Source organism: Caulobacter sp. Root487D2Y (genome assembly GCF_001427165.1).
GTDB lineage: Bacteria > Pseudomonadota > Alphaproteobacteria > Caulobacterales > Caulobacteraceae > Caulobacter.
Genome location: NZ_LMFD01000016.1, coordinates 26,290 through 48,769, shown reverse-complemented (window position 1 = coordinate 48,769; position 22,480 = coordinate 26,290). Strand labels below are relative to the sequence as shown.

The following is a 22,480-nucleotide window of genomic DNA, read 5'->3' as shown; positions in this document are numbered from 1 at the left end:
TTCCATGTCAGACTCCGTCCGCGCCGCCGTCTACGGCTTTCCGTCCTTCGACGTGGTCGACGTGCCCGGCGGCGCCGTTCAGGTCTCGCCCCTCGTGGTCGGGTCTGCCGATCTGGCCGATCTGACCGATGGCGCGCTGGACGAGATCGTGATCCAGGCCCCGGCCGGCGTCGCCGAGCGGCGCTATGTCCTGGCCCAGGCCTTGCGGGCGCTGAAGGTCGAAGGGCGGCTGACGGCCCTGGCCCCCAAGGATCGCGGCGGCCTGCGGATGAACAAGGAGCTGACCGCGTTCGGCTGCACGGTCGGCGAGAGCGCCAAGCGCCACCAGCGGATCTGCGTCGCCCTCAAGCCCGCCAACCCCACGGGCCTGGACGCCGCCATCGTCGAGGGCGCGCCGCGCCGCCTGGACGGCGACGGCCTGTGGACCCAGCCCGGCGTATTCAGCTGGGATCGCCTGGATCCCGGCTCGGCCCTTCTGCTGAAGTCGCTGCCGCCGCTGAGCGGGGCCGGCGTCGACCTGGGCTGCGGCATCGGCGTCCTGGCCCACGCCGTTCTGACCTCGCCCAAGGTCACCAAGCTGACCCTGATCGATCTGGACCGCCGGGCGGTCGAGGCGGCCAGGCGCAACGTCAACGACCCGAGGGTCGAGGTCGCGCAGGCCGACGCCCGGCGCGGCGCCGACCTGGCGACGGGCCTGGACTTCGTGGTCACCAATCCGCCGTTCCATGAGGGCGGCGGCGAGGACAAAAGCCTGGGCCAGGCCTTCATCACCTCGGCGGCGGGCATGCTGCGCAAGGGCGGCGTGCTGTGGATCGTCGCCAACCGCCACCTGCCCTACGAGGCGGTGCTGAACGAGTCCTTCAAGAACGTCCGCCCGGTGGCCGACGCCGGCGGCTTCAAGGTCTACGAGGCTCGGAAATGACCCCAAAACGGCCTGGGGCGCTGATGGCGCGTCTGGATCGCCTGCTGGCCAATCTCGGCTACGGCAGCCGGCGCGACGTCCAGGCGCTGGTCTCGGCCGGCAAGGTCATGCTCGACGGCGCGGCCGTCAGGGACGCGGGGCAGAAGATCGCTGTCACCGCCGACCTGCCGCTGCGGATGAAGATCCGGGGCCTTCCCGTCGATCCGCCGGCGCCTCTGGTGCTGATCATGCACAAGCCGCTGGGCGTGGTCTGCTCGCACCGCGAGGACGGCGAGCGGATCTACGATCTGCTGCCCAAGCGCTGGCAGATCCGCGACCCGGCCCTGTCGAGCGTCGGGCGGCTGGACAAGGACACCTCGGGTTTGATCCTGATCACCGACGACGGCGACTACCTGCACCGGGTGATCTCGCCCAAGCGCCACGTGCCCAAGGTCTATCGCGCGACGCTGGACCGGCCCCTGACCGGAACCGAGGGGCCGGCCTTCGCCGGCGGGACCCTGATGCTGGAGGGCGAGGAAAAGCCGCTGCTGCCGGCGAGCCTGGAGGTGCTGGGCGAGCGCGAGGCGCGGCTGACGATCACCGAGGGCCGCTACCACCAGGTGCGCCGGATGTTCGCCGCCGTGGGCAATCACGTGGTCGGCCTGCATCGCGAGCGGATCGGCGGGATCGCCCTGCCCGACGACCTGGCGCCGGGCGAGCACCGCATCTTGACGGCGGCCCAGGCCGAGGCGGTGTTCGATGCCTGACGAAATCCTGATGGACGCCCGCGGCCACCGCTGCCCCGTCCCCACCCTGCGCCTGCGCCGGGCCCTGGAGGCGGCGCCGGCCGGCGGTCTGGTCCGCCTGCTGGCCGACGACCCGCTGGCCCGCATCGACGTGCCGCATTTCGCCGCCAGCGCCGGGGCCACCGTGCTGGAGATCGTCGACGCCCCGAACGGCGTGATCAGCTTTCTGGTGGCGAAGGCGCCTTGAGCTGAATGGCCTTGGGGCCCTCGAGCAGGGCCCGGGGCCGCTCATCGAGCGCGATCTCCATCTCGGTGGCCAGGGCGCCGCCGAAGAACACGGCGTTGACGCTCCACGACAGCCAGATCAGGAAGATGATCACCGCCGAGATCGAGCCGTAGGTCGCGCCCAGATGGGCCACCTGCTCGACATAGAAGGCGCTGGCCCACGACATGAACACGCACATCACCGCCGCGGCGAAGCCCCCGGTCGTCGAGGCGCGCCAGCCGACCGGGGCGCGCGACATGGCGTAGCGGTAGATCAGGGTCATGCCCAACATCAGGCCCAGGCTGGCCCAGGTCCATTCGCTCTGGATCCATGACACGCCGGCCAGGGGGCGCAGGTTCAGGGTGCTGGCCAGCAGGCGGAAGGTCAGGAACACGCCCGACAGCACGAACAGCAGCACGAAGGCGGCGACCAGCACCACCAGGGCCATGAAGTTGAAGCCGAAGAAGCCGCGCTGGTCCTCCTCGTCATGGATGAAGGACAGGCCGGCCAGCAGCGCCTTGAAGCCGCGATGGGCGGCGTAGAGGCCGATGACCAACACCACGGCGCTCTGCGCGGAAACGGCCTTCTCCGGCGCGTAGGCCAGTCGGGCCAGCTCGCTCTGGAAGATCGGCCGGGCGCCGGACGGCATCAGGAACGACAGCTTGTCGGCCTGGAAGGCGGCCTGCTCCGGGGTCAGCAACAGGCTGAACATGCCGATCAGGATCGCCAGGCCGGGAAACACCGCCAGCAGGATGAAGAACGACACGCCGCCCACATAGAGCATCACGTCGCGGCCCCACAGGCGCTGCAGGGCCAGGCCCAGAACGCGCAGGATCTCGCTCACCCAATGGATCGGATCGAGATCGAGGTCCCGAAAGCGAAGACGGTCCTGGGGGGATTTCATGCGGCGGAAACTGACCTCGGCGCCGCGTCGACGCAAGCTCACCGCCGAAAAAACATTGCCTCAGGCACAAAGACCCGCCGCTTCAGGGAAAGCGGCGGGTCTCCGCAGGACGAACCTGAACCGATCGCCGCATCGAGGGACGGGTGGCGCGACGGCCGGTTGCGAGATCAGGTTTAGACCTCGCCGGCTGAACCGGACCTGAATGCCGCTGTCAGGAGAAGGTCGTTCAGAGCGCGCCCTGCGCCTTCAGCGCGGCGATCGCGTCGGCCGAGAAGCCCCAGTCGCCCAGCGCCGCGTCGTTGTCGGCCCCGATCTTTGGCGGCGGCCCCTGGATCGCGCCGGGGGTGGCCGAAAACCGCGGGGCTGGGGCCGGCTGGGTCACGCCCGCCACCTCGACGAAGGTCCGGCGGGCGGCGTTGTGGGCGTGGGCCGGGGCCTCGTCCATGGTCAGGACCGGGGCGAAGCAGACGTCGGTGCCGTCCATCAGGGCGCACCAGTCGTCGCGAGTCTTCGTGGCGATCACCGCCGCCAGCTTCTCGCGAAGCTGCGGCCACTCCTCGCGGCTCATCTGGTGCTGGAACTGCGGGTCTGTGATCCCCGTCTTTTCAAGCAGAAGCAGGTAGAACTGCGGTTCGATCGAGCCGATCGAGATCCACTTGCCGTCGCTGCATTGATAGGTGTCGTAGAAGTGCGCCCCGCCGTCGAGCAGGTTGGAGCGCCTTGCATCCCCCCACATGCCGCCGGCCTTGAAGCCGTAGAACATGGCCATCAGCGAGGCCGCGCCGTCGCTCATCGCGCAGTCGATCACCTGGCCCTGGCCGGTGGCGCGGGCGTGGATCACGCCGGCCAGCAGGCCGAAGGCCAGGTAAAGCGCCCCGCCCCCGAAATCGCCGACCAGGTTCAGCGGCGGTACCGGCTTGTCCCGCGTGCCGATCGCCGCCAGGGCGCCGGTGATGGCGATGTAGTTCATGTCGTGGCCGGCGGCCTTGGCGTAGGGACCGGTCTGGCCCCAGCCGGTCATGCGGCCGTAGACGAGCCTGGGATTGCGGGCCAGGGCGACGTCCGGGCCCAGGCCCAGGCGTTCCATGACGCCCGGACGGAAGCCCTCGATGATCCCGTCGGCGCCTTCCATCAGCTTCAGGCAGGTCTCCACCGCGGCCGGCGACTTCAGGTCGAGCGCCACCGAGCGGCGGCCCCGAGCGGTGACGTCGGCGGGCGAGCTGCGCCCCGACCCCTTGCGGTCGATCCGCACGACGTCGGCCCCCAGGTCCGACAGCAACATGCCGCAGAACGGTCCCGGACCGATCCCGGCGAATTCCAGCACCTTCAGGCCGGACAAAGGTCCTTGGGGTCCCTGGGCCATATGTTCCTCCCGGCCGACTCTCGCGGCGTTTGTCTCTCGAACCACTAGAACGACCCTGCCCTTCGGTCAGGCAAGAGCGTTTGTCTGTTCACAGGCCTGCGGCGATGCGCACCTATGAGGCGGGGCGGCCTCTGCTATGTTGCAGCGTCGAATCTCGAGGACGCCGCGTCGTCGAGCGATACCGGTATCCGGGGCGGAGGCTTGAGTTGGCGGTGAACGCCCGAATCCTGATCGTGGCGCGCGACGATTCCCGCGCGGGGCCGCTGTCCGAAGGGCTCGACAAGCTCGGCTGGCGGACCATCACCGCGCGTGGTCCCTACGCCGCCCTCGCCGCCCTGGGCGACCTGAACATCGAGGCCGTGATCGTCGACCTGGAGAGCGCCGGTCCCGACGCTCATTCCCTGTCGCGCCGCCTGAAGGCGGCCGTGGCCCCGCGCCGCCTGCCGGTCATCGCCATCGGCGAACCCGGGACAGAAGGCCATCTCCAGGCCTTCGACCTGACGCTGTCGCCGCCCCTGCATCCCAGCCAGGCCGTGCTGCGCCTGGAATCCCTGGTCCGCACCGCCATCGCCGAGGAGGAGTTCGAGCTCCGCCTGGCCACGTTCGGCGATCGCGGCCGGCGGCTGGACCTGCCCGAGCCCCAGGCCGAACCCTTCCGCATCCTGGCGATCGGCGAGCCGGCCCCGCAGTTCCTGGCCCTGTCCAACGCCCTGAGCCGCAGCGGGGCCGACGTGGTCGGCGCCTTCACCGCCTATACGGCCTTCGACTATCTGCACGAGCGGGCTTTCGACGCCGTGGTGCTGTGGGCCGGCGACAATCAGCAGGAAGCCTTGTCGATCGCGGCCGGCATGCGCCGCAACACCCGCCTCTTCCACATTCCGGCCCTGCTGTATCTGAAGGCCGAGAGCCATGTGACCATGTCGGAGGCCTTCCATCGGGGCGTGTCCGACGTCGCCTCGCCCGAGACGGCCGAGATCGAGACCGCCAAGCGGGTCATCGAGCTGGCCCGCAACTATCGCCGCGGCGAAGCCATTCGCGGCGCGCTGGAGAAGGCCCGCAGCTCGGGCCTGATGGACGCCGCCACCGGCCTGTTCACCCGCGACCTGTTCGCCGCCCACCTGGTCCGCCTGGCCGGGGCCGCGCGCGAGCGCGCCCGACCACTGTCGATCTGCGTGCTGCGGGTGGCCGACAAGCCCGACACCGTCTGGGCCCGCAAGAACGGCTGGCTGGACCGCGCCATCCCGCAGATCGGCTCGATGGTCGGACGGCTGGTGCGGGTCGAGGACACCGCCGCGCGCCTGGCGCCGGAGGTCTTCGCCCTGGCCCTGCCCGCCACCAACAACGCCGCCGGCCGCGCGGCCGCCGAGCGGATCGCCGCGGTGATCGGCTGCACGGCCTTCGACGCCGGCGACGACCGCCCGCCGTTCGTCTGCGAGTTCGACATCGGCGTGGCCCAGATCGAGGCCGGCGAGAGCGCCGTCCACGCCCTGGAACGCGCCGCCGCCCAGGCCCTGCAGCGTCACTCCGCTTAGAGCCCGACGCACGAAATCCTCGTCCTTCGACAAGCTCGGGATGAGGATTTTCAAGGCTGCGCGCCGGCAATCGTCCTCATCCCGAGCTTGTCGAAGGACGAGGACGTCCCTAGGTGCTGGGGCGTTCGCTCTCTCTTGAAGGACCGCGCCATGGGCCAGCCGCTGCTGATCGACCTCGTCGCCGACGTCGTCTGTCCCTGGTGCTATCTGGGCTGGCGGCGCGTGAAGTCGGCCGTGGCCCTGCGGCCCGACGTCGAGCCGCTGATCGTCTGGCGGCCCTATCAGCTGGACCCGAGCCTTCCCGAGCAAGGCGTTGATCGCAAAGCTTATATGGCCGGCAAGTTCAAGGACCCCCTGAAGCTGAAGGCGGTGCACACGGCCTTGGTCGAGGCCGGGGCCGAGGAAGGGATCGTCTTCGATTTCAACGCCATCGAACTGTCGCCCAACACCAGCGCCGCCCACCGCCTGATCCGCTGGGCGCATGGCGCGGGCAAGCAGGACGCGGTGGTCGAGGCGCTGTTCGCCGCCTATTTCACCCAGGGCCGAGACATCGGCGACCCCGTGGTGCTGGCGCAGATCGGCGAGGCAGCGGGCATGGATCCGGTGGTGATCCTGCGCCTGTTGTCGGAAGGCGCGGACAAGGACACCATCGCCCGCGAGCACGCCATGGCCGTCCAGGGCGGGATCACCGGCGTGCCGTTCGCGATCTTCGGCGGCAAGCTGGCGGTCGTCGGCGCCGAGAGCCCGGAGAACATCGCCCAGGCCATAGACAAGGCGCTTGAACAGGCGGCCTGAAACCAAACCCTCCCCTAACGGGGGAGGACCTCGTCTCATCCCTCCAGCGTCGTCTTCATCGCCGCGCAACCCAGGTCCATGAAGCCGGCGACCCGCTCGGCCGCGTCATGCGGCAGCAGGTCGGCGATCCAGACGATGCGGCTGCCCTCGCCTTCCTTGAGCACCTGCATGGCGCCGTTGTGGTGGGTCAGCAGCGGGCTGCCGACCACCGACCAGACCAGGCGGCGGGTCTCTTCGTCGACCGCGACGATCAGCTCGCGAGCGACCAGGCCGGCGGCGAAGGTGACGATCCGGGCCTCCCCCTCCACCTGACAGTCGGTCAGCACGCCAGGACACAGGCGCTGATGGACGTGGCCCCAGTCGCGCACCGCGTCCCAGACCTGGTCTGGCGCGCGCGCGACATCGACGGACTTGGTGATCGTGGCCATGGAAATCTCCTCTCGAGGTTTCCCCGACTCTGGCAAATCAGCGCGCCGACGGCTGGCGGGATCCGGACCCGGTCATCGCAGCCGCGAACGGGCCGTCGGCGCCAGGCGCAGGCGCTGGATCACGCCTCGCTTGGACGCCGCGCCGAAGCCGTCGCCCAGCCCCGCCTTTTCCGCGCGGACCAGATGATCGGCATGGGCCGCGGCGTCGGCGAAGCGGCCGACCCAGATCAGCACGGTCTCGCCCTCCCGCACCGGCAGGCGGGGGAAGGTGTTTTCGGCCGCCTCGGTGAGCATCCAACCGGCGACCGACGCCCCCGCCGCCTCCAGGGCCGGCCGAACCTCCGTCTCGAACCGATCGGCGAAATCCGATCCCGGCGGGCCGTCCAGGGCCTGGATCGTCACGCCGATCAGGGACGCGGGCCCCGGGTCCGCTCCCGCAGGCCGGCGCGGCGGCAGGTCGAAGCGCGCGGCGGTCACGGGCGGCTTCAGCAGCAGGACGTCGTCATTGTCGGCGAGCGTGGCGTTGGCGGCTTCGCGATGAGCCCGCCAGACCGGCCCCCCGTAGAAGGCCTCCAGCGCCGCCTTGCGGGCCGCCATGTCGTCGAAGCCGCGCATCCAGACGAAATGACCGGGCGCGTCGAGGTCGCGGAAGTGGCCGATCAGGCTCATGCCCTCGGCCTCCTGGCTCTCGACGAAGGCGCGCTCGAACAGCGCGATCAGGTCGTCGCGTCGCCCCGGTTTCATCCGGTACTGGCGCAGCTCGATCACGGCCTGGCTCAGGCTCATGCCGCGTCCTCCGAACGCGTGAAGTCCATGATCCAGTTGGCCTCCCAGGTCGCGCCGCCGTCCAGCGAGAAGCTCTGGGTCCAGCGGGCCGAGCGCGGGGTGATGTCGGACCAGACGTAGCGGGCGCGGACCGCCCGGTCGCCGTCGAGGTCGTCGCCCTCGAACAAGCCCACGCCGTCCTTGAACCCGCCGGTCACCGGCGGCCGCAGCCGGCCCTCCAGGCTGCTGATCCACCAGATCGACCACAGGCCGGTCGCCAGGTCGAAGCTGCGCAGGGAGACGCCGGAGAAGCCGCGCTCGGGCATGGCGATCTCCTCGACATTGACCAGGCCGCCCAGGCGCGGTTCGCAGCTCGCGGCGGCGCCGAACACGTCCCAGTCCTGGGCGCCGACATGGCGCTGCTTCAGCCGACGATGGACGATGCGCCAGCGGCCGTGCAGGAAATCGAAGGCGTGGGCGCCGGCGGACGTGTCGTCGGAGGCGGTCATGCTGGGCCTTTCGTCGGGTGCGATGAAAGGGGTGTAGGCGCGCCTACCTGACATCTATTGTCAGGTATTTTCGGCTAGGATCGAAAACATGCGCTCAAGCCGCCTGCTCTCGATCCTGATGCTGCTGCAGACCCGGGGGCGCCTCACCGCCGAGGTGCTGGCGGCCGAGTTCGAGGTCTCGGTGCGCACCATCTATCGCGACATCGACGCGCTGAGCCTGTCCGGCGCGCCGGTCTATGCCGATCGCGGTCCCGGCGGCGGCTTCGCCCTGCTGGACGGCTATCGCACCCGCCTGACCGGTCTGACCGATGCGGAGGCCGAGACCCTGTTCCTGGGCGGCCTGGCGGGTCCCGCCGCCCAGCTGGGCCTGAGCGAGGTGATGGCCAACACCCAGCTGAAGCTGCTGGCCGCCCTGCCGGCCGAGCGCCAGGCCGCCGCCGAACGGATCTCCAGCCGCTTCCACCTGGACCCCGTCGGCTGGTATCGCGACGCCGAGGAAGCCGCCCGGCTGCCGGCCCTGGCCCAGGCGGTCTGGACCTGCCGGCGGATCGCGGTGCGCTACGACAGCTGGAAAGGCGTGGTCGAGCGATCGCTGTCGCCGCTGGGCCTGATCCTCAAGGGCGGGACCTGGTACCTGGCGGCGCTGGCGGGAAGCGCGGAGCCGCGCGTCTACCGCGTCTCCAATATCCAGGCCTTGACCGTGGGCGACGAGGTCTTCGAGCGCCCGGCCGACTTCGATCTCGAAGCCTTCTGGACCGCCTCGACCCAGCGTTTCGAGGCCGAGATCTTCACGGGAGATGCCCGCCTGCGCCTGACCCGCGCGGGGCTCAAGCGCCTGTCCTATCTGGGCGCGACCCAGGCCCGGATCGCGGCCGAGACCCTGGCGACGCTGGACGGCGAGACCTGCGAGGTCGTCGTGCCCATCGAGTCCATCGACCACGCCGCCGCCGACTTCCTGCGCCTGGGCGTCGAGGCCCAGGTGCTTGAGCCGCCGGCGCTGCGCGAGCGCCTGCGCCAGACGGCGACCGAACTGGCGGCGCTCTACGCCGACTAGGCCTTCGCCAGCTTGACCAGCTGGGTCAGGATCTTCTCCGCCGCGTCCAGCCGCTGGGCCGGGGTGTCCCACTCGCCCTTGATCACCACCTTCTGGTCGGGACGCACCTTCCAGACGACGTTGTTCTTGGCCACGAACTGCATCAGGGCCAGCGGCTCGGCGTAGATGTCGTTGCGGAAGCTGGCGACCGCGCCCTTGGGGCCGACGTCGATCTTGGCGACATTGGCCTCGCGGCACAGGCCCTTGATGGCCACGACCTTGAGCAGGCTGTCGGTCTCGGGCGGCAGCGGGCCGAAGCGGTCGATCATCTCGGCGGCCAGGGCCTCGCGGTCGGCGGCCTTCTCGGCTTCCGACAGGCGGCGATAGAGCGACAGGCGCACATTGAGGTCGGGCACATAGTCGTCGGGGATCATCACGGCCGCGCCGGTGTTGATCTGCGGCGACCAGCCCCGGTCCTCCAGCAGGGCCTCGGCCCCCTGGCGCTCGCGCAGCTCGGCCACGGCGTCCTCCAGCATCTGCTGGTAGAGCTCGACCCCGATCTCCTTGATGTGGCCGCTCTGCTCGTCGCCCAGCAGGTTGCCGCCGCCGCGCTGGTCCAGGTCGTGGCTGGCCAGCTGGAAGCCGGCGCCCAGGCTGTCCAGCGACTGCAGCACCTTCAGGCGCTTCTCGGCCGACAGGGTGATCTGCTTCTCGTTCGGCGTGGTCAGGTAGGCGTAGGCCCGGGCCTTGGAACGGCCCACCCGGCCCCGGATCTGGTAGAGCTGGGCCAGGCCGAACATGTCGGCGCGGTGGACGATCAGGGTGTTGGCCGAGGGGATGTCGAGCCCGCTCTCGACGATCGTCGTGGCGAGGAGCACGTCGTACTGGCCCTCGTAGAAGGCCGTCATCACGTCTTCCAGCTGGGTCGGGGCCATCTGACCGTGGCCGACCACGTACTTGATCTCCGGCACCTGGACGCGGAGGAACTTCTCGATGTCCTCCAGGTCCTTGATGCGGGGCACAACGTAATAGGCCTGGCCGCCGCGGTACTTCTCGCGCAGCAGGGCCTCGCGCAGGGTGACCGGGTCGAACGGGCTGATATAGGTGCGCACCGCCAGGCGATCGACCGGCGGGGTGGCGATGATCGACATCTCCCGGATGCCCGACAGCGCCATCTGCAGGGTGCGCGGGATCGGCGTGGCGGTCAGGGTCAGCATGTGCACGTCGGCGCGAAGCTCCTTCAGCTTCTCCTTGTGCTTGACCCCGAAGTGCTGCTCCTCGTCGACGATGACCAGGCCCAGGTCCTTGAACGACACCTGCTTGGACAGGATGGCGTGGGTGCCGACCACGATCTCGAACTGGCCGTTGGCCAGGCCCTCGCGGGTTTCCGACGCCTCCTTGCCGGTGACCAGGCGCGACAGGCGGGTGACCTTGACCGGCCAGCCCTGGAAGCGGTCCTTGAAGGTCTTGTAGTGCTGACGGGCCAGCAGGGTGGTCGGGCAGACGATGGCCACCTGCTTGCCGCTCATGGCCACCACGAAGGCCGCGCGCAGGGCGACTTCCGTCTTGCCGAAGCCGACGTCGCCGCAGATCAGCCTGTCCATCGGCTTGCCGGACGACAGGTCCTCCAGCACGTCGTGGATGGCCGACAGCTGGTCGTCGGTCTCCTCGTAGGGGAAGCGGGCGCAGAACTCGTCGAACACGCCGTGCGGCGGGTCGGTCTCCTCCACCGACTTCAGCTGGCGGGCGGCGGCGATCTGGATCAGGCCCTCGGCCATCACCCGCAGGCGCTCTTTCGCCTTGGCTTTGCGCCCCTGCCAAGCCGCGCCGCCCAGCTTGTCCAGCTGGACGTTCTCGGCGTCGGTCCCGTAGCGAGTCAGCAGGTCGATGTTCTCGACGGGCAGGTACAGCTTGGCCTCGCCGCCGTACAGCAAGTCCAGGCAGTCGTGCGGGGCGCCCTGGACGTCGAGGGTCTTGAGGCCCTCATAGCGGCCGATGCCGTGGTCGATGTGGACGACCAGGTCGCCCGGCGTCAGGGCGCTGGCCTCGGCCAGGAAGTTGGCGGCGCGGCGCTTCTTGCGCGGCCGGGCCAGGCGGTCGCCCAGGATGTCGGTCTCGGAGATGACCGCCAGGTTCTCGGTCTCGAAGCCGTTGTCCAGCGGCAGGACCACGCGCTGCGGGGTCTTCGGGTCATTAGCCTTGGCCGCCTGCCAGTAGGCGGCGTAGGGGATCTTCTTCAGGCCGTGATCGGCCAGCATGGTCCCCAGGCGCTCGGACGAGCCCTCGGACCACGAGGCGAACAGCACGCGCTTGCCCTGCCCCGCCAACGATGTGGCGTGATCGGCCGTCGCCTGGAACAGGTTGACGCTGTCCTGGGCGCGCTCGGCGGCGAAGGTGCGCCCGAGCTTGGCGCCCATATCGACGACGTCGAGCCCTTGCGGCTGGAACGGGGTGAACTTGCGGTTGGGACGGTCCGCGACGGCCGCGTCCCACTCCTTGGCGGTCAGATAGAGGGCGTCGGGCGCCAGCGGGCGGTAGGCCGACTTACGGTCGGCCGAGGCGCGGGCGTCGTAGGCGTCGGCGATCATCGCCAGGCGCTCGTCGCGGCTCTCGGTGACCTGGTGGTCGATGCCGACCAAGGCGCCGTCCGGCAGATAGTCGAACAGGGTCGCCATCCGCTCGTAGAACAGCGGCAGCCAGTGCTCCAGGCCCGCGCGGCGGCCGCCCTCGCTGATCGTGGCGTACAGCGGATCGTCGCCCGGCGCGCCGAACGCGCGGATATAGCCGTTGCGGAACCGCGAGACGCCTTCCTTGTCGAGCAGAGCCTCGCTGACCGGCAGCAGCTGGATCTCGCGAAGCTGCCGGGTCGAGCGCTGGGTCTCCGGATCGAAGGCGCGGATGCTTTCCAGCGTGTCGCCGAACAGGTCCAGGCGCACCGGCTCCTCGGCGGCCGGCGGATAGACGTCGATCACGCCGCCGCGGATGGCGAACTCGCCGCGCTCGGACACCGTCGAGGCGCGGCTGTAGCCGTTGATGGCGAAATAGCGTTCCAGATCCTTCACGTCGACGACGGCGCCGACCTTGGCCGAATAGCTGGCGCGCAGCAGGACCGACTTTTCCGGCACCCGCTGCAGCAGGGCCGGCGCGGCGGTGACCAGCATCGCCGGCTTGTCCTTGCCCAGCCCCTCGGCCAGGCGGTGCAGGGTGGCCATGCGGACGGCGGCCACCCCGGCCGAGGGGCCGATGCGGTCGTAAGGCAGGCAGTCCCACGACGGGAACAGCACCGCCTCGATCTCGGGGGCGAAGAACTTCAGGGCGTCGATGAAGGCGCTGGCTCGGGCGGTGTCGCGGGCGACGAAGGCGGTCAGCCCGCCGCGTGAACGGGCGATGTCGGCCATGACCAGCGCGTCGAAGCCTTCCGGGGCCCCGGCCAGGGTCAGGCTGCCGGAAGCCTTGGCGATCTGTTTGGCGTCGTAGGCCATGCAACTCTTCGATGGTTGAGCCAGCGACAACGCCGCCGGTACTGATGCTGTTGCCCGAAAACGGTCCGGGCGGCGCCGCTACATGCCGTCCCCGATCGGCCGCGAAGCATGAGCTTCGTAGCGGAAGGTCTTGATCAGGTTCAGGACATCGGTGTCGAACTTGGCCGGCGTCGGCTCCTGGCCGACGATCCAGGCGTAGATCTCGCGATCCGACTCCTCCATCAGCGTTTCAAAGGTGTCGAGCTGCTCGGGGGTCAGGTTGGGCCCATGGGTGTCCGCGAACGGCCCCAGAATGAGGTCCGCTTCCCGAAATCCGCGATGCCAGGCCCGGAACTTCAGCCGCCGAAGGCGGGAGTCGTGATCGATGGTCATGTGACCGGGGATATAGAGCGCTCCCGGGCCTTGCGCCAGCGCCGGAACTCGCCCGTCCGATCCTCGTTGCGCTCCCACACGCCAACTCGGGATGGATGCCCATGAAACGCTATGCTTACGGCTGGCTGACGGCCGTCTTCTTCCTGGTCTCGATCGTCGGACACTGGGTGTTCGGCTGGTTCGCCTTCGTCGACGAGCAGCAGGGCCTGCACCAGGCGCCGCACCTGACGCCCTATCTGGTCGAGATGGGCCGCGACACCTTCGAGAACTGGCAGTCGGAGTTCCTGCAATTGATCTGGCAGGTCGTGGGGCTGGCCTATTTCCTCTATGTCGGCTCGCCGGCGTCCAAGGAGAACGACGACCGCTCCGAGGCCAAGCTCGACGCCCTGATCCGCCTGCAGGCCGGCGACAAGGCCGAGGCGATCCTGGCCGACATCGACCGGCGCTACCTGCGGACCGGCGGCCACTCCAAGCCTCACGCCCATGACGAGATCGAGCGCGCGGCCCGCGATTGACGGACGGTCGAGCGGTCTCTAGGCCCGTCATCTCGAAACGAGGGGACCGCATGGCCGCGTTGATGATCCAGGGCTGCGGTTCGGACGTGGGCAAGTCGACCCTGGTGGCGGGGCTGTGCCGGCTGTTCGCCAATCGCGGCCTGATCGTGCGGCCGTTCAAGCCGCAGAACATGTCCAACAACGCCGCGGTGACCGCCGACGGGGGCGAGATCGGCCGGGCCCAGGCCCTGCAGGCTCTGGCCTGCCGCACGCCGCCGACCGTCCACATGAACCCGGTGCTGCTGAAGCCCCAGAGCGACGTCGGGGCCCAGGTGGTGGTGCGGGGCAAGGTGGTCGGCGCCTACCAGGCCCGCGCCTTTCAGGGACTGAAGCCGGACCTGCTGGCCACCACGGTCGAGAGCTATCGCCTGCTGGCCGCCGAAGCCGATCTGGTGCTGGTCGAGGGCGCGGGCAGCCCGGCCGAGACCAACCTGCGCAAGGGCGACATCGCCAACATGGGTTTCGCCCACGCCGCCGACGTGCCGGTCGCCCTGGTCGGCGACATCGATCGGGGTCACGTGATCGCCGCCCTGGCCGGGGCGCATCTGGTGCTCGACGCGGCGGATCGAGACCGCATCAAGGGCTTCATCATCAACAAGTTCCGCGGCGATCCTTCGCTGTTCGATGAAGGCCGCCGCGAAATCGTCGCCCGCACCGGCTGGCCGGACCTGGGCATGGCGCCGTGGCTGGCGGCCGCCCGCGCCCTGCCCGCCGAGGACGCGGTGGCGCTGGAGCGACCGGTCCGCGCGGACGGCGACCGACGCGTGCGGATCGTCGTGCCGATGCTGTCGCGGATCGCCAATTTCGACGAGTTCGACCCGCTGCGGGCCGATCCGGACATCGACTTCGCCTTCCTGCCGCCGGGAACGCCCGTGCCCGGCGACGCCGATCTGGTGATCCTGCCGGGCACCAAGGCGACCCTGGCGGACCTGGCTTTTCTGCGCGCCCAGGGTTGGGACATCGACATCCTGGCCCATGTCCGGCGCGGCGGGCGGGTGCTGGGCGTCTGCGGCGGCTACCAGATGCTGGGGCGGACGGTGTCGGACCCCGAGGGGATCGAGGGCGCGCCGGGCCACTCCGCCGGCCTGGGCCTGCTGGACGTCGACACCGTTCTGCTGGGCGGCAAGGTGCTGCGGGCCGTGTCGGGACGGCTGCTGGACGGCGACGCGCCTTTCTCCGGCTACGAGATGCACGTCGGCCGCACGACCGGTCCCGCAACGGCGACCCCGCTGCTGGTCCTCGACGGCGGCGCCGCCGACGGCGCGGTCTCGACCGACGGCCGGGTCGCGGGCGCCTATGTCCACGGCTTGTTCGAGCGCGGCGAGGCCCGCGCGGCCCTGCTGGCGCCGCTGGGCCTGGCGATCACGCCCCGCGACCACGCCTCCAGGGTCGACGCGGCCCTGGACGAGATCGCGGCGATGCTCGAGCGATCGCTCGACATCGAGGCCGTCGCGCGGATCGCGGGGCTCTAACGACCGACGAGCCGCCGGTTTCGGTGGCGCGCCCCCTCTGTCGCGCGGCAAGGTGATCCTCACGATTCCCGCGAGGACCTCGCCGCATGACGACCGCCCATCCCCGTGAGATCTCCGCCCTGCGCGCCTTCCTCCAAAGCGAGTCCGCCGGCGGGCTGCTGCTGATGGGCTCGGCCGCCCTGGCGCTGATCGTCGCCAATTCGCCCCTGGCCGAGGGTTATTTCCACGCGCTGCACGTCCAGGTCGGCGGTCTCAGCCTGGCTCATTGGGTCAATGACGGGCTGATGGCGGTGTTCTTCCTGCTGGTCGGGCTGGAGATCAAGCGCGAGACCGTCGACGGCGAGCTGTCCAGCTGGCCGCGGCGCGTGCTGCCGGGCGTCGCGGCCTTGGGCGGGATGATCGTCCCGGCCCTGATCTATGTGGCGGTCAATCTGCAGACCCCGGCAAACCTGCGCGGCTGGGCCATTCCGGCCGCCACCGACATCGCCTTCGCCCTGGGGGTGCTGTCGCTGTTGGGATCGCGGGCGCCGGCCTCGCTGAAGATCTTCCTGGCCGCCCTGGCGATCATCGACGACCTGGGCGCGATCCTGATCATCGCGGTGTTCTACACCGATCATCTGACCCTCTGGGCCCTGGGCGGCGCGGCCGCGACCTTGGTCGTGTTGGTGACGATGAACCGCCTGAAGGTGATGAGCCTGTGGCCCTATCTTATTGTCGGCGCGGCACTTTGGGTCTTCTTTCTCAAGTCCGGACTGCACGCCACCCTGGCCGGGGTGATCCTGGCCATGACCATTCCGATCACCAAGTCGCCCGCCCGGCCCGACGACGAGGATTCGCCGCTGCACCGGCTGGAGCACGGCCTGGCGCGGTGGGTGGGTTATCTGGTGGTGCCGGTGTTCGGGTTCGCCAACGCCGGCGTCGCCCTGGGCCAGGTGGGCCTGGCCGAGCTGACGGCGCCCGCCACCCTGGGCGCGTCCCTGGGCCTGTTCCTGGGCAAGCCGATCGGGGTGGGCCTGTTCTGCCTGGCGGCGATCAGGCTGGGCTGGGCGCAGCGGCCCAGCGGCGCCTCCTGGACCCAGCTGTTCGGCGTCTCGGCCCTGTGCGGCATCGGCTTCACCATGAGTCTGTTCATCAACAACCTGGCCTTCAACGCGCCCATTCTGCAGGACGAGACCAAGATCGGCGTGCTGGCCGGCTCGCTGTTGTCGGCCCTGTTGGGCTGGCTGGTGTTCAGCCTGGCGCCGCGCTCGCGGGGCCCCCACATTTCGAGCGAAACCTGATCCGGGAGCCTGTCATGCGCGCCGCCCTCGCCTCCGCCCTGCTGCTGCTGGCCGCGGCCCAGCCCGCCCTCGCCGCCCCGGCCGTTTCGACGGTCAAGGTCTCCATCGGCCCGGCCCTGGCCGACCAGGTCGACGAGATCGGCCAGCGCGACCTCGACATCCTGACCGCCGAACTGCGCCGGACCGTCGAAAAGCGGATTTCGCCGAGCCCGGACGGCGGGGTTCTGACCCTGGTCATCGACGACGCCCGGCCCAACCGGCCCACGCCGCGGCAACTGATGACCACCCAAGGGCTGTCGATGAGCAGCTTCGGCATCGGCGGCGCGCGGATCAGCGGCGACTATCTCGATCCGGCCGGCAACCGCACGCCGATCGCCTACAGCTGGTACGAAACCGACATCCGCTGGGCGCCCTACAGCTCGACCTGGCACGACGCCGAAGCCGCCTTCGACCGGCTGGCCGTTCGGCTGGCCAGGGACCAATTTGACGAGAAGCGCTGAAACGCGCGTTTCGGAGGCCTCTTGCCAGCCGTCCCGACACGGCGTCTGATCGCCGTTCATAAACGCGGGGGCAGCCCGCTCTCGACGAGGAACGCATGACCGGACGGCGCTCATCCTGGACCCTGGCGGCCTTCGCCGCGCCCAGCCTGCCCTTGGCCGCCCTGGGCCTGCCGCTGGTGGTCTATCTGCCGGAATACTATGTCAGCGAGCTTGGCCTTTCGCTTTCGGTCGTCGGCTCGGCATTCCTGTTGGTGCGGGTCGCCGACATCATCCTGGATCCGATTCTCGGCGGCATGATGGACCGCACGCGCACGGGCATCGGCCGGTTCCGGCCGTGGCTGGCCGCGGCCGCGCCCGTGCTGATGCTGGCGGCCTATTTCCTGTTCATGGCCAAGCCTGGGGTCGGGCCGCTCTACCTCTGGGGCTGGCTGGTCGTCTGCTACGTCGGCTATTCGATGGCGGTGCTGTCCCACACCGCCTGGGGCGCGGTGTTGTCGCCCGACTACCAGCAGCGCTCGCGCGTCTACGGCTGGTGGAGCGCGGGCAACGTGGTCGGGATGATCCTGGTCCTGCTGCTGCCGCCGATCCTGGCCATGATCTACAAGGGCAACCACGCGGCCGGCGTCCAGGCCATGGGCTGGTTCATCATCGCCCTGTTGCCGCTGACCTTCCTGCTGGCCATGAAGGTCGTGGGTGAAACCAATGTCCCGCCGGTCAAGCACGAGGCTGGCCTCCGGCAATATGTCGACCTGCTCAAGCGCCCGTCGGTGCGGACCCTCCTGTTCGCCGACCTGCTGATGGGCCTGGCGCCGGGCATCACCGGGGCCCTCTTCTTCTTCTTCTTCGAGCGCATCAAGGGCTTCGACAAGGCCTCGGCCGGCATCCTGCTGCTGATCTATTTCGTCGCCGCCCTGGGCGGATCGCCGATCTGGCCGGCCCTGGCCAAGAAGATCGGCAAGCACAAGGCCCTGGCCATCGCCGCCCTGATCTACGCCTTCGTCCAGGTGGTGACGGTGTTCACGCCCAGATACGACGGCGGGTCGCCGTTCAGCCCCCCGATGCTGCTGGGCATGGTGATCCTGGTGCTGGCCGGCCTGCCCTATTCCGCCGCCCCGCTGCTGGTGCGTTCGATGATGGCCGACCTCGGCGACGAGGAGCGGCTGGCCAGCGGCGTGGATCGCACCGGCCTGCTCTACGCCATCGTCAACGGCACGGTGAAGCTGGGCTACGCCCTGGCGGTCGGCGTGTTCCTGGTGTTGGCTCAGCTGGGCTTCGACCCCAAGGTTCCCAGCGCCCAGGGCGACACGGCCCTGATCGTCCTCTACGCCGTGGCGCCGGCGGTGCTGGGCCTGCTGGTGTGCGCCGTCATCCTGCGCTATCCGCTGGACGCGACCGCCCATGCCGAGATCCGCCGTCAGCTCGACGCGCGGGACGCGGCCGAGCCCCTCCCCAGTCCGAGCCCGGAACCGCATGTCTCTCCCCTCGCAGCCCCAAAGCCAGCCGCTGAATGATCCTCGGGAGAAGGACCAGCATCCGCTCTTCACCCTGATCGACATCATGGCGAAACTGCGCGATCCCGACGGCGGCTGTCCGTGGGATCTGGAGCAGACCTTCGCCACCGTCGCGCCCTACACGGTCGAGGAGGCCTACGAGGTCGCCGACGCCATCGAGCGGGGCGATCTTTCGGACCTGAAGGAGGAACTGGGCGACCTGCTGCTGCAGGTGGTGTTCCACGCGCGGATAGCCCAGGAGCAAGGCGCGTTCGACCTGGCCGGCGTGGCTTCGGCGATCAACGACAAGATGGTCCGCCGCCACCCCCACGTGTTCGGCGACCATGCCTACGAGAACCAGGACGCCCAGACCGCCGGCTGGGAGGCGCTGAAGGCCCAGGAGCGCAAGGCCAAGGCCAAGGGCGGCGTCCTCGACGACGTGCCCGCCGGCCTCCCGGCCATGACCCGCGCCGTCAAGCTGACCAAGCGCGCCGCCCGGGTCGGCTTCGACTGGCCCTCGACCGACGAGGTGCTGGACAAGCTGGCCGAGGAGGTCGCCGAGCTGAAGGTCGAGATCGCCGCGGGCGACAAGGCCAAGGCCCGCGAGGAGTTGGGCGACCTGCTGTTCGTGGTCGCCAACCTGGCCCGCAAGCTGGACGTCGAACCCGAGGACGCCCTGCGGGCCACCAACGCCAAGTTCGCGCGGCGCTTCGCGTTCATCGAGGCGCAGCTGGCCAAGGACGGCCGCACGCCGGACCAGTCCGACCTGGCCGAGATGGACGGTCTGTGGAACGCGGCCAAGGCGGCGGAGAAGGCCGCCAGATAGCTAGAACGCCGGCCAGTCGGTCAGGTCGTCGATCTCGCGCCAGGCCCGCACGCAGGCGTTGACCGGGTCCTTGCCCACGAAGATCGCCGCCTCGGCCCAGCGACGGCGCAGCAGGCCGACCAGCGGCTTGCCGTTCTGGTTGATCCATTTGCGCATCTCGGCGGGCACGGCGGTCTTCTCGCCGGCGTTCAGCTTGCGCAGCAGGGTCGAGGTCCGCAGCGCCCCGTCGCCGAGATTGTAGGTCCACGAGATCAGGGCGGCGGCCTCGTGGACCAGCAGCGGGGTCCGCACGCGGGTGTGGACGTCCTGGGCCGCGCGCTTCATGTCGCGCACCAGCAGCTTGACGGCCTGGGCCTCGGTGACGGCCGGCGTGCTGGGCGTGACCGGCTTGCCGGCCGCGTCGCGGATCGTGCCGTAGCCGATCGTCCAGGTGCCGCCCGGCAGCGCGCCGTTGTCGTCATAGGGCTGGGCGAAGAAGCCCTCCACCCGTTTGACGACGACCGTCGCGGCCGCCGGCACCGTCACGCCGTCCCAGGGATCATTGGCCATGTTCGCGCTCCGAATGCGGATTCGGAGTGTTCACCCAGGAGGCGAGCGCGGCAAGCCGGGAACGATCAGTCGCCGGTCGCCATGACCCAAACGTCGGGGAACTGCCGCTCGAACCGGCCCAGGGCCTGGGCGTCGAGACGGGCGACCAGGCGCACGCCGCCCTCGCTCTCGTCCTCGCGGCTTTCCACGCGGCCGTTGCGGTAGATCCAGGCCAGGGCCTCGCCGTCCTTGGCCGCCAGGCGCACGGCGACCGGCGGCGTGTCGTCGATCAGGGTTCCGACCCGCTTGAGCAGCTCGGCACAGCCCTCGCCGGTGACGGCCGAGACGGGAGACGCGCCCAGTCGGCGGGCCTGGCCCTCGAGGATTTCGCGGGCCTCGCCGTCGACCAGGTCGATCTTGTTCCAGACCTCGATCAGGGTCTTGCCCTCGGTCTCGTCGCCGTCGTCGCCCAGGACCTTCAGCTCGGTCAGCACCTTCTGGACGTCGCGGGCCTGGGCGTCGGTGTCCGGATTGGCCACGTCGCGCACGTGCAGCACCACGTCGGCCTCCTGCACCTCCTCGAGGGTGGCGCGGAAGGCCTCGACCAGCTCGTGCGGCAGGTCGGAGATGAAGCCGACGGTGTCGGACAGGATCGCCGGCCGGCCGTCGGGCAGCTTCACGGTGCGCAAGGTCGGATCCAGGGTCGCGAACAGCATGTCCTGGGCCACGACGCTGGCGTTGGTCAGGCGGTTGAACAGCGTCGACTTGCCGGCGTTGGTGTAGCCCACCAGGGCCACGGTCGGGTACGGGACCTTCTTGCGGGCGCTGCGGTGCAGGGTGCGGGTGCGCCGCACCTCGTCCAGCTCGCGCTTGAGCTTGCCGATCGTGCCGGCGATCAGGCGGCGGTCCAGTTCGATCTGGGTTTCGCCGGGACCGCCGGTGTTGCCCGTGCCGCCGCGCTGGCGCTCAAGGTGGGTCCAGGTGCGGACCAGGCGCGAGCGCTCGTAGTCCAGCCGCGCCAGCTCGACCTGCAGCTTGCCCTCGCGGGTGCGGGCCCGCCGGGCGAAGATCTCCAGGATCAGGCCCGTGCGGTCGATGACCTTCACGTTCAGGGCCTTTTCCAGATTGCGCTGCTGGACCGGGGTCAGCTGGTCGTCGAACACCGCCACGTCGATCTTCTCGACCTCGCAGACGGCGGCGAACTCCTCGATCTTGCCCTTGCCGAACAGCGTGGCCGGCGTGACCAGGCGCAGCGGCGCGATGGTGGTCTCGACGACGTCGAGGTCCAGCGCGATCGCCAGACCGACAGCTTCCTCGAGGCGCACATTGGGATCACGCGCCTCGAGGGCCGACTGGCCGCGCGTCGGGCGCACGGGATGGATCACGAACGCCCTGAAGATCGGCGCCGCGTGGTCGATGGATTTCGAAGTGGATTTGGTCAAACGTCAGGAATCAATCGTCTTGATCAGCGCTCGGCTCGTACAGCTGCACGGGCTGGGCCGGCATGATCGTCGAAATGGCGTGCTTGTAGACCAGCTGGGACTGGCCGTCGCGGCGGAGCAGAACGCAGAAATTGTCGAACCAGCTGACAACGCCCTGCAGCTTCACGCCGTTCACCAGGAAGATGGTCAGCGGCGTCTTCGACTTGCGCACGCTGTTCAGGAAAGTGTCCTGAAGGTTCTGTTTTTTTTCGGTCGACATGGGGATTCCCCTCTTATTGTTTTGGAGGGCCACACGCCCCCCACACAAACAAGTTCAGACTAAAGCATTTTTCGCCGGTTGGTATGACCAATCCGCGAAGAAAGTGCGCTAACGCCCCTAAACCTAGACTATCGATCTAGATCGCGGCGGCCTTGGCGCGCTCGATATAGAGACGCCGAAGCCGCGTCGCCACCGGTCCGGGCTTTCCGTCGCCGATTTGCGCGCCGTCGACGCTGACGATCGGCAGCACCAGGGTTCCGGCGCCGGTGATGAAGGCCTCGCGGGCGGCCTTGGCCTCCTCCACCGTGAACGGTTGCTCGGCGATCGGCAGGCCGGCCTCGGCGATCACCTCCAGCAGGCTGGAGCGGGTGATGCCGCGCAGGATGTTGGCCTGGGTGTCGCGGGTGCGCAGCCGGCCCTCGGCGTCGACGATCCAGGCGTTGGACGAGGCGCCTTCGGTGACCAGGCCCAGCTCGTCGACGAACCAGGCCTCGACCGCGCCGCGCTCGCGGGCGGCCTGCTTGGCCAGGCCGTTGGGCAGCAGGCCGATCGATTTGATGTCACAGCGCCCCCAGCGGTTCTCCGGCACGGTGATCACCGACTGGCCCTTGGCGGCCTTGGCCTCGGCGGCCACCCGGTCGACGCGCTTGGCGGTGGCGACGATGGCTGGCGGCACGGCCGGATTGGGGAAGGCATGGTCACGCGGGGCGACGCCGCGGGTGACCTGCAGATAGACCATGCCCTCGCGCACCTTGTTGCGGCGGATGGTCTCGCGCAGCACCACGGTCAGGGCCTTCTCGCTCATCGGATGGGCGATGCGCAGCTCGTCCAGGCTGCGCCACAGCCGCGTGAAGTGGCCTGCCGCGTCGGCCAGCTTGCCGTCGAACACCGCCCAGACCTCGTAGACGCCGTCGGCCAGTTGATAGCCGCGATCCTCGATATGCACCGCGGCCTCGCCATGGCGCACGAACCGACCGTTCACATAGGCGAAACGCGACATCTACTGTTCCTTCAAGCGTGGCTGGACGAAGAGC

23 protein-coding genes and 1 pseudogene are annotated in these 22,480 nt (G+C 69.5%); 13 read left to right on the top strand and 11 right to left on the bottom strand.

Annotation, left to right across the window (positions count from 1 at the left end):
- Positions 1-4 precede the first annotated feature (4 nt).
- From ASD38_RS22690 to ASD38_RS22680, 3 genes are read left to right on the top strand one after another with little or no spacing between them, the layout of a single operon-like run.
- Complete coding sequence (locus tag ASD38_RS22690; protein WP_056463736.1) at positions 5-922, top strand: class I SAM-dependent methyltransferase; 918 nt, start codon at positions 5-7, stop codon at positions 920-922.
- On the top strand, positions 919-1,668 hold the full coding sequence (locus ASD38_RS22685) for a pseudouridine synthase (RefSeq protein ID WP_056463733.1): 750 nt from the start codon (positions 919-921) through the stop codon (positions 1,666-1,668). The genes ASD38_RS22690 and ASD38_RS22685 overlap by 4 nt, the downstream gene beginning before the upstream one ends.
- Positions 1,661-1,894 carry a sulfurtransferase TusA family protein gene (locus ASD38_RS22680; protein ID WP_056437447.1) on the top strand — a complete coding sequence of 78 codons (234 nt, stop codon included), beginning with the start codon at positions 1,661-1,663 and terminating at the stop codon, positions 1,892-1,894. The genes ASD38_RS22685 and ASD38_RS22680 overlap by 8 nt, the downstream gene beginning before the upstream one ends.
- Here the strand turns inward: ASD38_RS22680 and ASD38_RS22675 are convergent.
- Both ASD38_RS22675 and ASD38_RS22670 read right to left on the bottom strand, forming a co-directional pair.
- On the bottom strand, positions 1,866-2,816 hold the full coding sequence (locus ASD38_RS22675) for a YihY/virulence factor BrkB family protein (RefSeq protein WP_056437444.1): 951 nt from the start codon (positions 2,814-2,816) through the stop codon (positions 1,866-1,868). The two genes, ASD38_RS22680 and ASD38_RS22675, sit on opposite strands and share 29 nt — an antisense overlap.
- Before the next feature lie 226 nt (positions 2,817-3,042).
- Positions 3,043-4,179: a CaiB/BaiF CoA transferase family protein gene (locus tag ASD38_RS22670; protein ID WP_056463728.1), complete on the bottom strand. Its 1,137-nt coding sequence runs from the start codon at positions 4,177-4,179 to the stop codon at positions 3,043-3,045.
- 206 nt (positions 4,180-4,385) lie between these two features.
- On the opposite strand from ASD38_RS22670, the gene ASD38_RS22665 reads away from it, so the two are divergent.
- The 3 genes and pseudogenes from ASD38_RS22665 to ASD38_RS22660 all read left to right on the top strand — a co-directional run bounded on the left by ASD38_RS22665 (position 4,386) and on the right by ASD38_RS22660 (position 6,506).
- Positions 4,386-5,711 carry a diguanylate cyclase domain-containing protein gene (locus tag ASD38_RS22665; protein ID WP_056437438.1) on the top strand — a complete coding sequence of 442 codons (1,326 nt, stop codon included), beginning with the start codon at positions 4,386-4,388 and terminating at the stop codon, positions 5,709-5,711.
- 15 nt (positions 5,712-5,726) lie between these two features.
- A pseudogene (locus ASD38_RS25185) lies at positions 5,727-5,818 on the top strand (hypothetical protein); the annotation flags it as partial.
- Positions 5,819-5,861: 43 nt separating this feature from the next.
- Positions 5,862-6,506 (top strand): DsbA family oxidoreductase, encoded by a 645-nt coding sequence (locus tag ASD38_RS22660; RefSeq protein WP_056463725.1) that lies wholly within the window; start codon positions 5,862-5,864, stop codon positions 6,504-6,506.
- A gap of 35 nt (positions 6,507-6,541) precedes the next feature.
- On the opposite strand, the gene ASD38_RS22655 is transcribed toward ASD38_RS22660, so the two are convergent.
- From ASD38_RS22655 to ASD38_RS22645, 3 genes are all read right to left on the bottom strand, one after another.
- The gene (locus tag ASD38_RS22655; protein ID WP_056463722.1) at positions 6,542-6,934 is read right to left on the bottom strand and encodes an SRPBCC family protein; all 393 of its coding nucleotides are present in this window, start codon (positions 6,932-6,934) and stop codon (positions 6,542-6,544) included.
- A gap of 72 nt (positions 6,935-7,006) precedes the next feature.
- Positions 7,007-7,720, bottom strand: coding sequence for an NIPSNAP family protein (locus ASD38_RS22650; RefSeq protein WP_056463719.1), 714 nt, complete (start codon positions 7,718-7,720; stop codon positions 7,007-7,009).
- Positions 7,717-8,208: a hypothetical protein gene (locus ASD38_RS22645; protein WP_056463716.1), complete on the bottom strand. Its 492-nt coding sequence runs from the start codon at positions 8,206-8,208 to the stop codon at positions 7,717-7,719. The genes ASD38_RS22650 and ASD38_RS22645 overlap by 4 nt, the downstream gene beginning before the upstream one ends.
- Positions 8,209-8,296: 88 nt before the next feature.
- Between ASD38_RS22645 and ASD38_RS22640 the strand changes: the two genes are divergently transcribed.
- Entirely contained in the window at positions 8,297-9,262 is a 966-nt protein-coding gene (locus ASD38_RS22640) for a helix-turn-helix transcriptional regulator (protein ID WP_056463713.1), read from the top strand.
- Here the strand turns inward: ASD38_RS22640 and mfd are convergent.
- Positions 9,259-12,723, bottom strand: coding sequence for a transcription-repair coupling factor (gene mfd / locus ASD38_RS22635; protein ID WP_056463710.1), 3,465 nt, complete (start codon positions 12,721-12,723; stop codon positions 9,259-9,261). The genes ASD38_RS22640 and mfd overlap by 4 nt on opposite strands.
- A 78-nt stretch (positions 12,724-12,801) precedes the next feature.
- On the bottom strand, positions 12,802-13,095 hold the full coding sequence (locus ASD38_RS22630) for an FAD assembly factor SdhE (protein ID WP_082554633.1): 294 nt from the start codon (positions 13,093-13,095) through the stop codon (positions 12,802-12,804).
- 101 nt (positions 13,096-13,196) lie between these two features.
- Here ASD38_RS22630 and ASD38_RS22625 point away from each other — a divergent pair, with 101 nt between their 5' ends.
- The 6 genes from ASD38_RS22625 (at position 13,197) to mazG (ending at position 19,217) form a co-directional block, all read left to right on the top strand.
- On the top strand, positions 13,197-13,610 hold the full coding sequence (locus tag ASD38_RS22625; RefSeq protein ID WP_056463707.1) for a DUF6766 family protein: 414 nt from the start codon (positions 13,197-13,199) through the stop codon (positions 13,608-13,610).
- 50 nt (positions 13,611-13,660) lie between these two features.
- Positions 13,661-15,121: a cobyric acid synthase gene (locus ASD38_RS22620; protein ID WP_056463704.1), complete on the top strand. Its 1,461-nt coding sequence runs from the start codon at positions 13,661-13,663 to the stop codon at positions 15,119-15,121.
- Positions 15,122-15,207: 86 nt separating this feature from the next.
- A complete protein-coding gene (gene nhaA / locus ASD38_RS22615) occupies positions 15,208-16,401 on the top strand; it encodes a Na+/H+ antiporter NhaA (RefSeq protein WP_056463701.1) in 1,194 nt (397 codons plus the stop codon).
- Positions 16,402-16,415: 14 nt separating this feature from the next.
- Positions 16,416-16,901 carry a hypothetical protein gene (locus ASD38_RS22610; RefSeq protein ID WP_056463699.1) on the top strand — a complete coding sequence of 162 codons (486 nt, stop codon included), beginning with the start codon at positions 16,416-16,418 and terminating at the stop codon, positions 16,899-16,901.
- Between the two features lie 95 nt (positions 16,902-16,996).
- On the top strand, positions 16,997-18,412 hold the full coding sequence (locus ASD38_RS22605) for an MFS transporter (RefSeq protein ID WP_056463696.1): 1,416 nt from the start codon (positions 16,997-16,999) through the stop codon (positions 18,410-18,412).
- Positions 18,372-19,217 (top strand): nucleoside triphosphate pyrophosphohydrolase, encoded by an 846-nt coding sequence (gene mazG / locus ASD38_RS22600; protein WP_082560857.1) that lies wholly within the window; start codon positions 18,372-18,374, stop codon positions 19,215-19,217. Before ASD38_RS22605 ends, mazG begins: the two co-directional genes overlap by 41 nt.
- On the opposite strand, the gene ASD38_RS22595 is transcribed toward mazG, so the two are convergent.
- The 4 genes from ASD38_RS22595 to ASD38_RS22580 form a co-directional block, all read right to left on the bottom strand.
- On the bottom strand, positions 19,218-19,766 hold the full coding sequence (locus ASD38_RS22595) for a lysozyme (RefSeq protein WP_056437407.1): 549 nt from the start codon (positions 19,764-19,766) through the stop codon (positions 19,218-19,220). It abuts the gene before it with no gap.
- Between the two features lie 65 nt (positions 19,767-19,831).
- Positions 19,832-21,187, bottom strand: coding sequence for a GTPase HflX (gene hflX / locus ASD38_RS22590; protein WP_056463693.1), 1,356 nt, complete (start codon positions 21,185-21,187; stop codon positions 19,832-19,834).
- 10 nt (positions 21,188-21,197) lie between these two features.
- On the bottom strand, positions 21,198-21,446 hold the full coding sequence (gene hfq / locus ASD38_RS22585) for an RNA chaperone Hfq (RefSeq protein ID WP_012286640.1): 249 nt from the start codon (positions 21,444-21,446) through the stop codon (positions 21,198-21,200).
- 136 nt (positions 21,447-21,582) lie between these two features.
- Positions 21,583-22,446: a D-amino-acid transaminase gene (locus ASD38_RS22580; RefSeq protein WP_056437401.1), complete on the bottom strand. Its 864-nt coding sequence runs from the start codon at positions 22,444-22,446 to the stop codon at positions 21,583-21,585.
- Between the last annotated feature and the right edge of the window lie 34 nt (positions 22,447-22,480).

Coding starts and splice junctions, on each gene's coding strand:
- ASD38_RS22640 (WP_056463713.1), top strand. CDS start 8,297: ATGCGCTCAAGCCGCCTGCTCTCGATCCTGATGCTGCTGCAGACCCGG.
- ASD38_RS22625 (WP_056463707.1), top strand. CDS start 13,197: ATGAAACGCTATGCTTACGGCTGGCTGACGGCCGTCTTCTTCCTGGTC.
- ASD38_RS22680 (WP_056437447.1), top strand. CDS start 1,661: ATGCCTGACGAAATCCTGATGGACGCCCGCGGCCACCGCTGCCCCGTC.
- ASD38_RS22645 (WP_056463716.1), bottom strand. CDS start 8,208: ATGACCGCCTCCGACGACACGTCCGCCGGCGCCCACGCCTTCGATTTC.
- nhaA (WP_056463701.1), top strand. CDS start 15,208: ATGACGACCGCCCATCCCCGTGAGATCTCCGCCCTGCGCGCCTTCCTC.
- ASD38_RS22580 (WP_056437401.1), bottom strand. CDS start 22,446: ATGTCGCGTTTCGCCTATGTGAACGGTCGGTTCGTGCGCCATGGCGAG.
- ASD38_RS22605 (WP_056463696.1), top strand. CDS start 16,997: ATGACCGGACGGCGCTCATCCTGGACCCTGGCGGCCTTCGCCGCGCCC.
- ASD38_RS22630 (WP_082554633.1), bottom strand. CDS start 13,095: ATGACCATCGATCACGACTCCCGCCTTCGGCGGCTGAAGTTCCGGGCC.
- ASD38_RS22650 (WP_056463719.1), bottom strand. CDS start 7,720: ATGAGCCTGAGCCAGGCCGTGATCGAGCTGCGCCAGTACCGGATGAAA.
- ASD38_RS22670 (WP_056463728.1), bottom strand. CDS start 4,179: ATGGCCCAGGGACCCCAAGGACCTTTGTCCGGCCTGAAGGTGCTGGAA.
- mfd (WP_056463710.1), bottom strand. CDS start 12,723: ATGGCCTACGACGCCAAACAGATCGCCAAGGCTTCCGGCAGCCTGACC.
- ASD38_RS22690 (WP_056463736.1), top strand. CDS start 5: ATGTCAGACTCCGTCCGCGCCGCCGTCTACGGCTTTCCGTCCTTCGAC.
- ASD38_RS22675 (WP_056437444.1), bottom strand. CDS start 2,816: ATGAAATCCCCCCAGGACCGTCTTCGCTTTCGGGACCTCGATCTCGAT.
- ASD38_RS22660 (WP_056463725.1), top strand. CDS start 5,862: ATGGGCCAGCCGCTGCTGATCGACCTCGTCGCCGACGTCGTCTGTCCC.
- ASD38_RS22610 (WP_056463699.1), top strand. CDS start 16,416: ATGCGCGCCGCCCTCGCCTCCGCCCTGCTGCTGCTGGCCGCGGCCCAG.
- ASD38_RS22655 (WP_056463722.1), bottom strand. CDS start 6,934: ATGGCCACGATCACCAAGTCCGTCGATGTCGCGCGCGCGCCAGACCAG.
- ASD38_RS22685 (WP_056463733.1), top strand. CDS start 919: ATGACCCCAAAACGGCCTGGGGCGCTGATGGCGCGTCTGGATCGCCTG.
- ASD38_RS22620 (WP_056463704.1), top strand. CDS start 13,661: ATGGCCGCGTTGATGATCCAGGGCTGCGGTTCGGACGTGGGCAAGTCG.
- hfq (WP_012286640.1), bottom strand. CDS start 21,446: ATGTCGACCGAAAAAAAACAGAACCTTCAGGACACTTTCCTGAACAGC.
- mazG (WP_082560857.1), top strand. CDS start 18,372: ATGTCTCTCCCCTCGCAGCCCCAAAGCCAGCCGCTGAATGATCCTCGG.
- ASD38_RS22595 (WP_056437407.1), bottom strand. CDS start 19,766: ATGGCCAATGATCCCTGGGACGGCGTGACGGTGCCGGCGGCCGCGACG.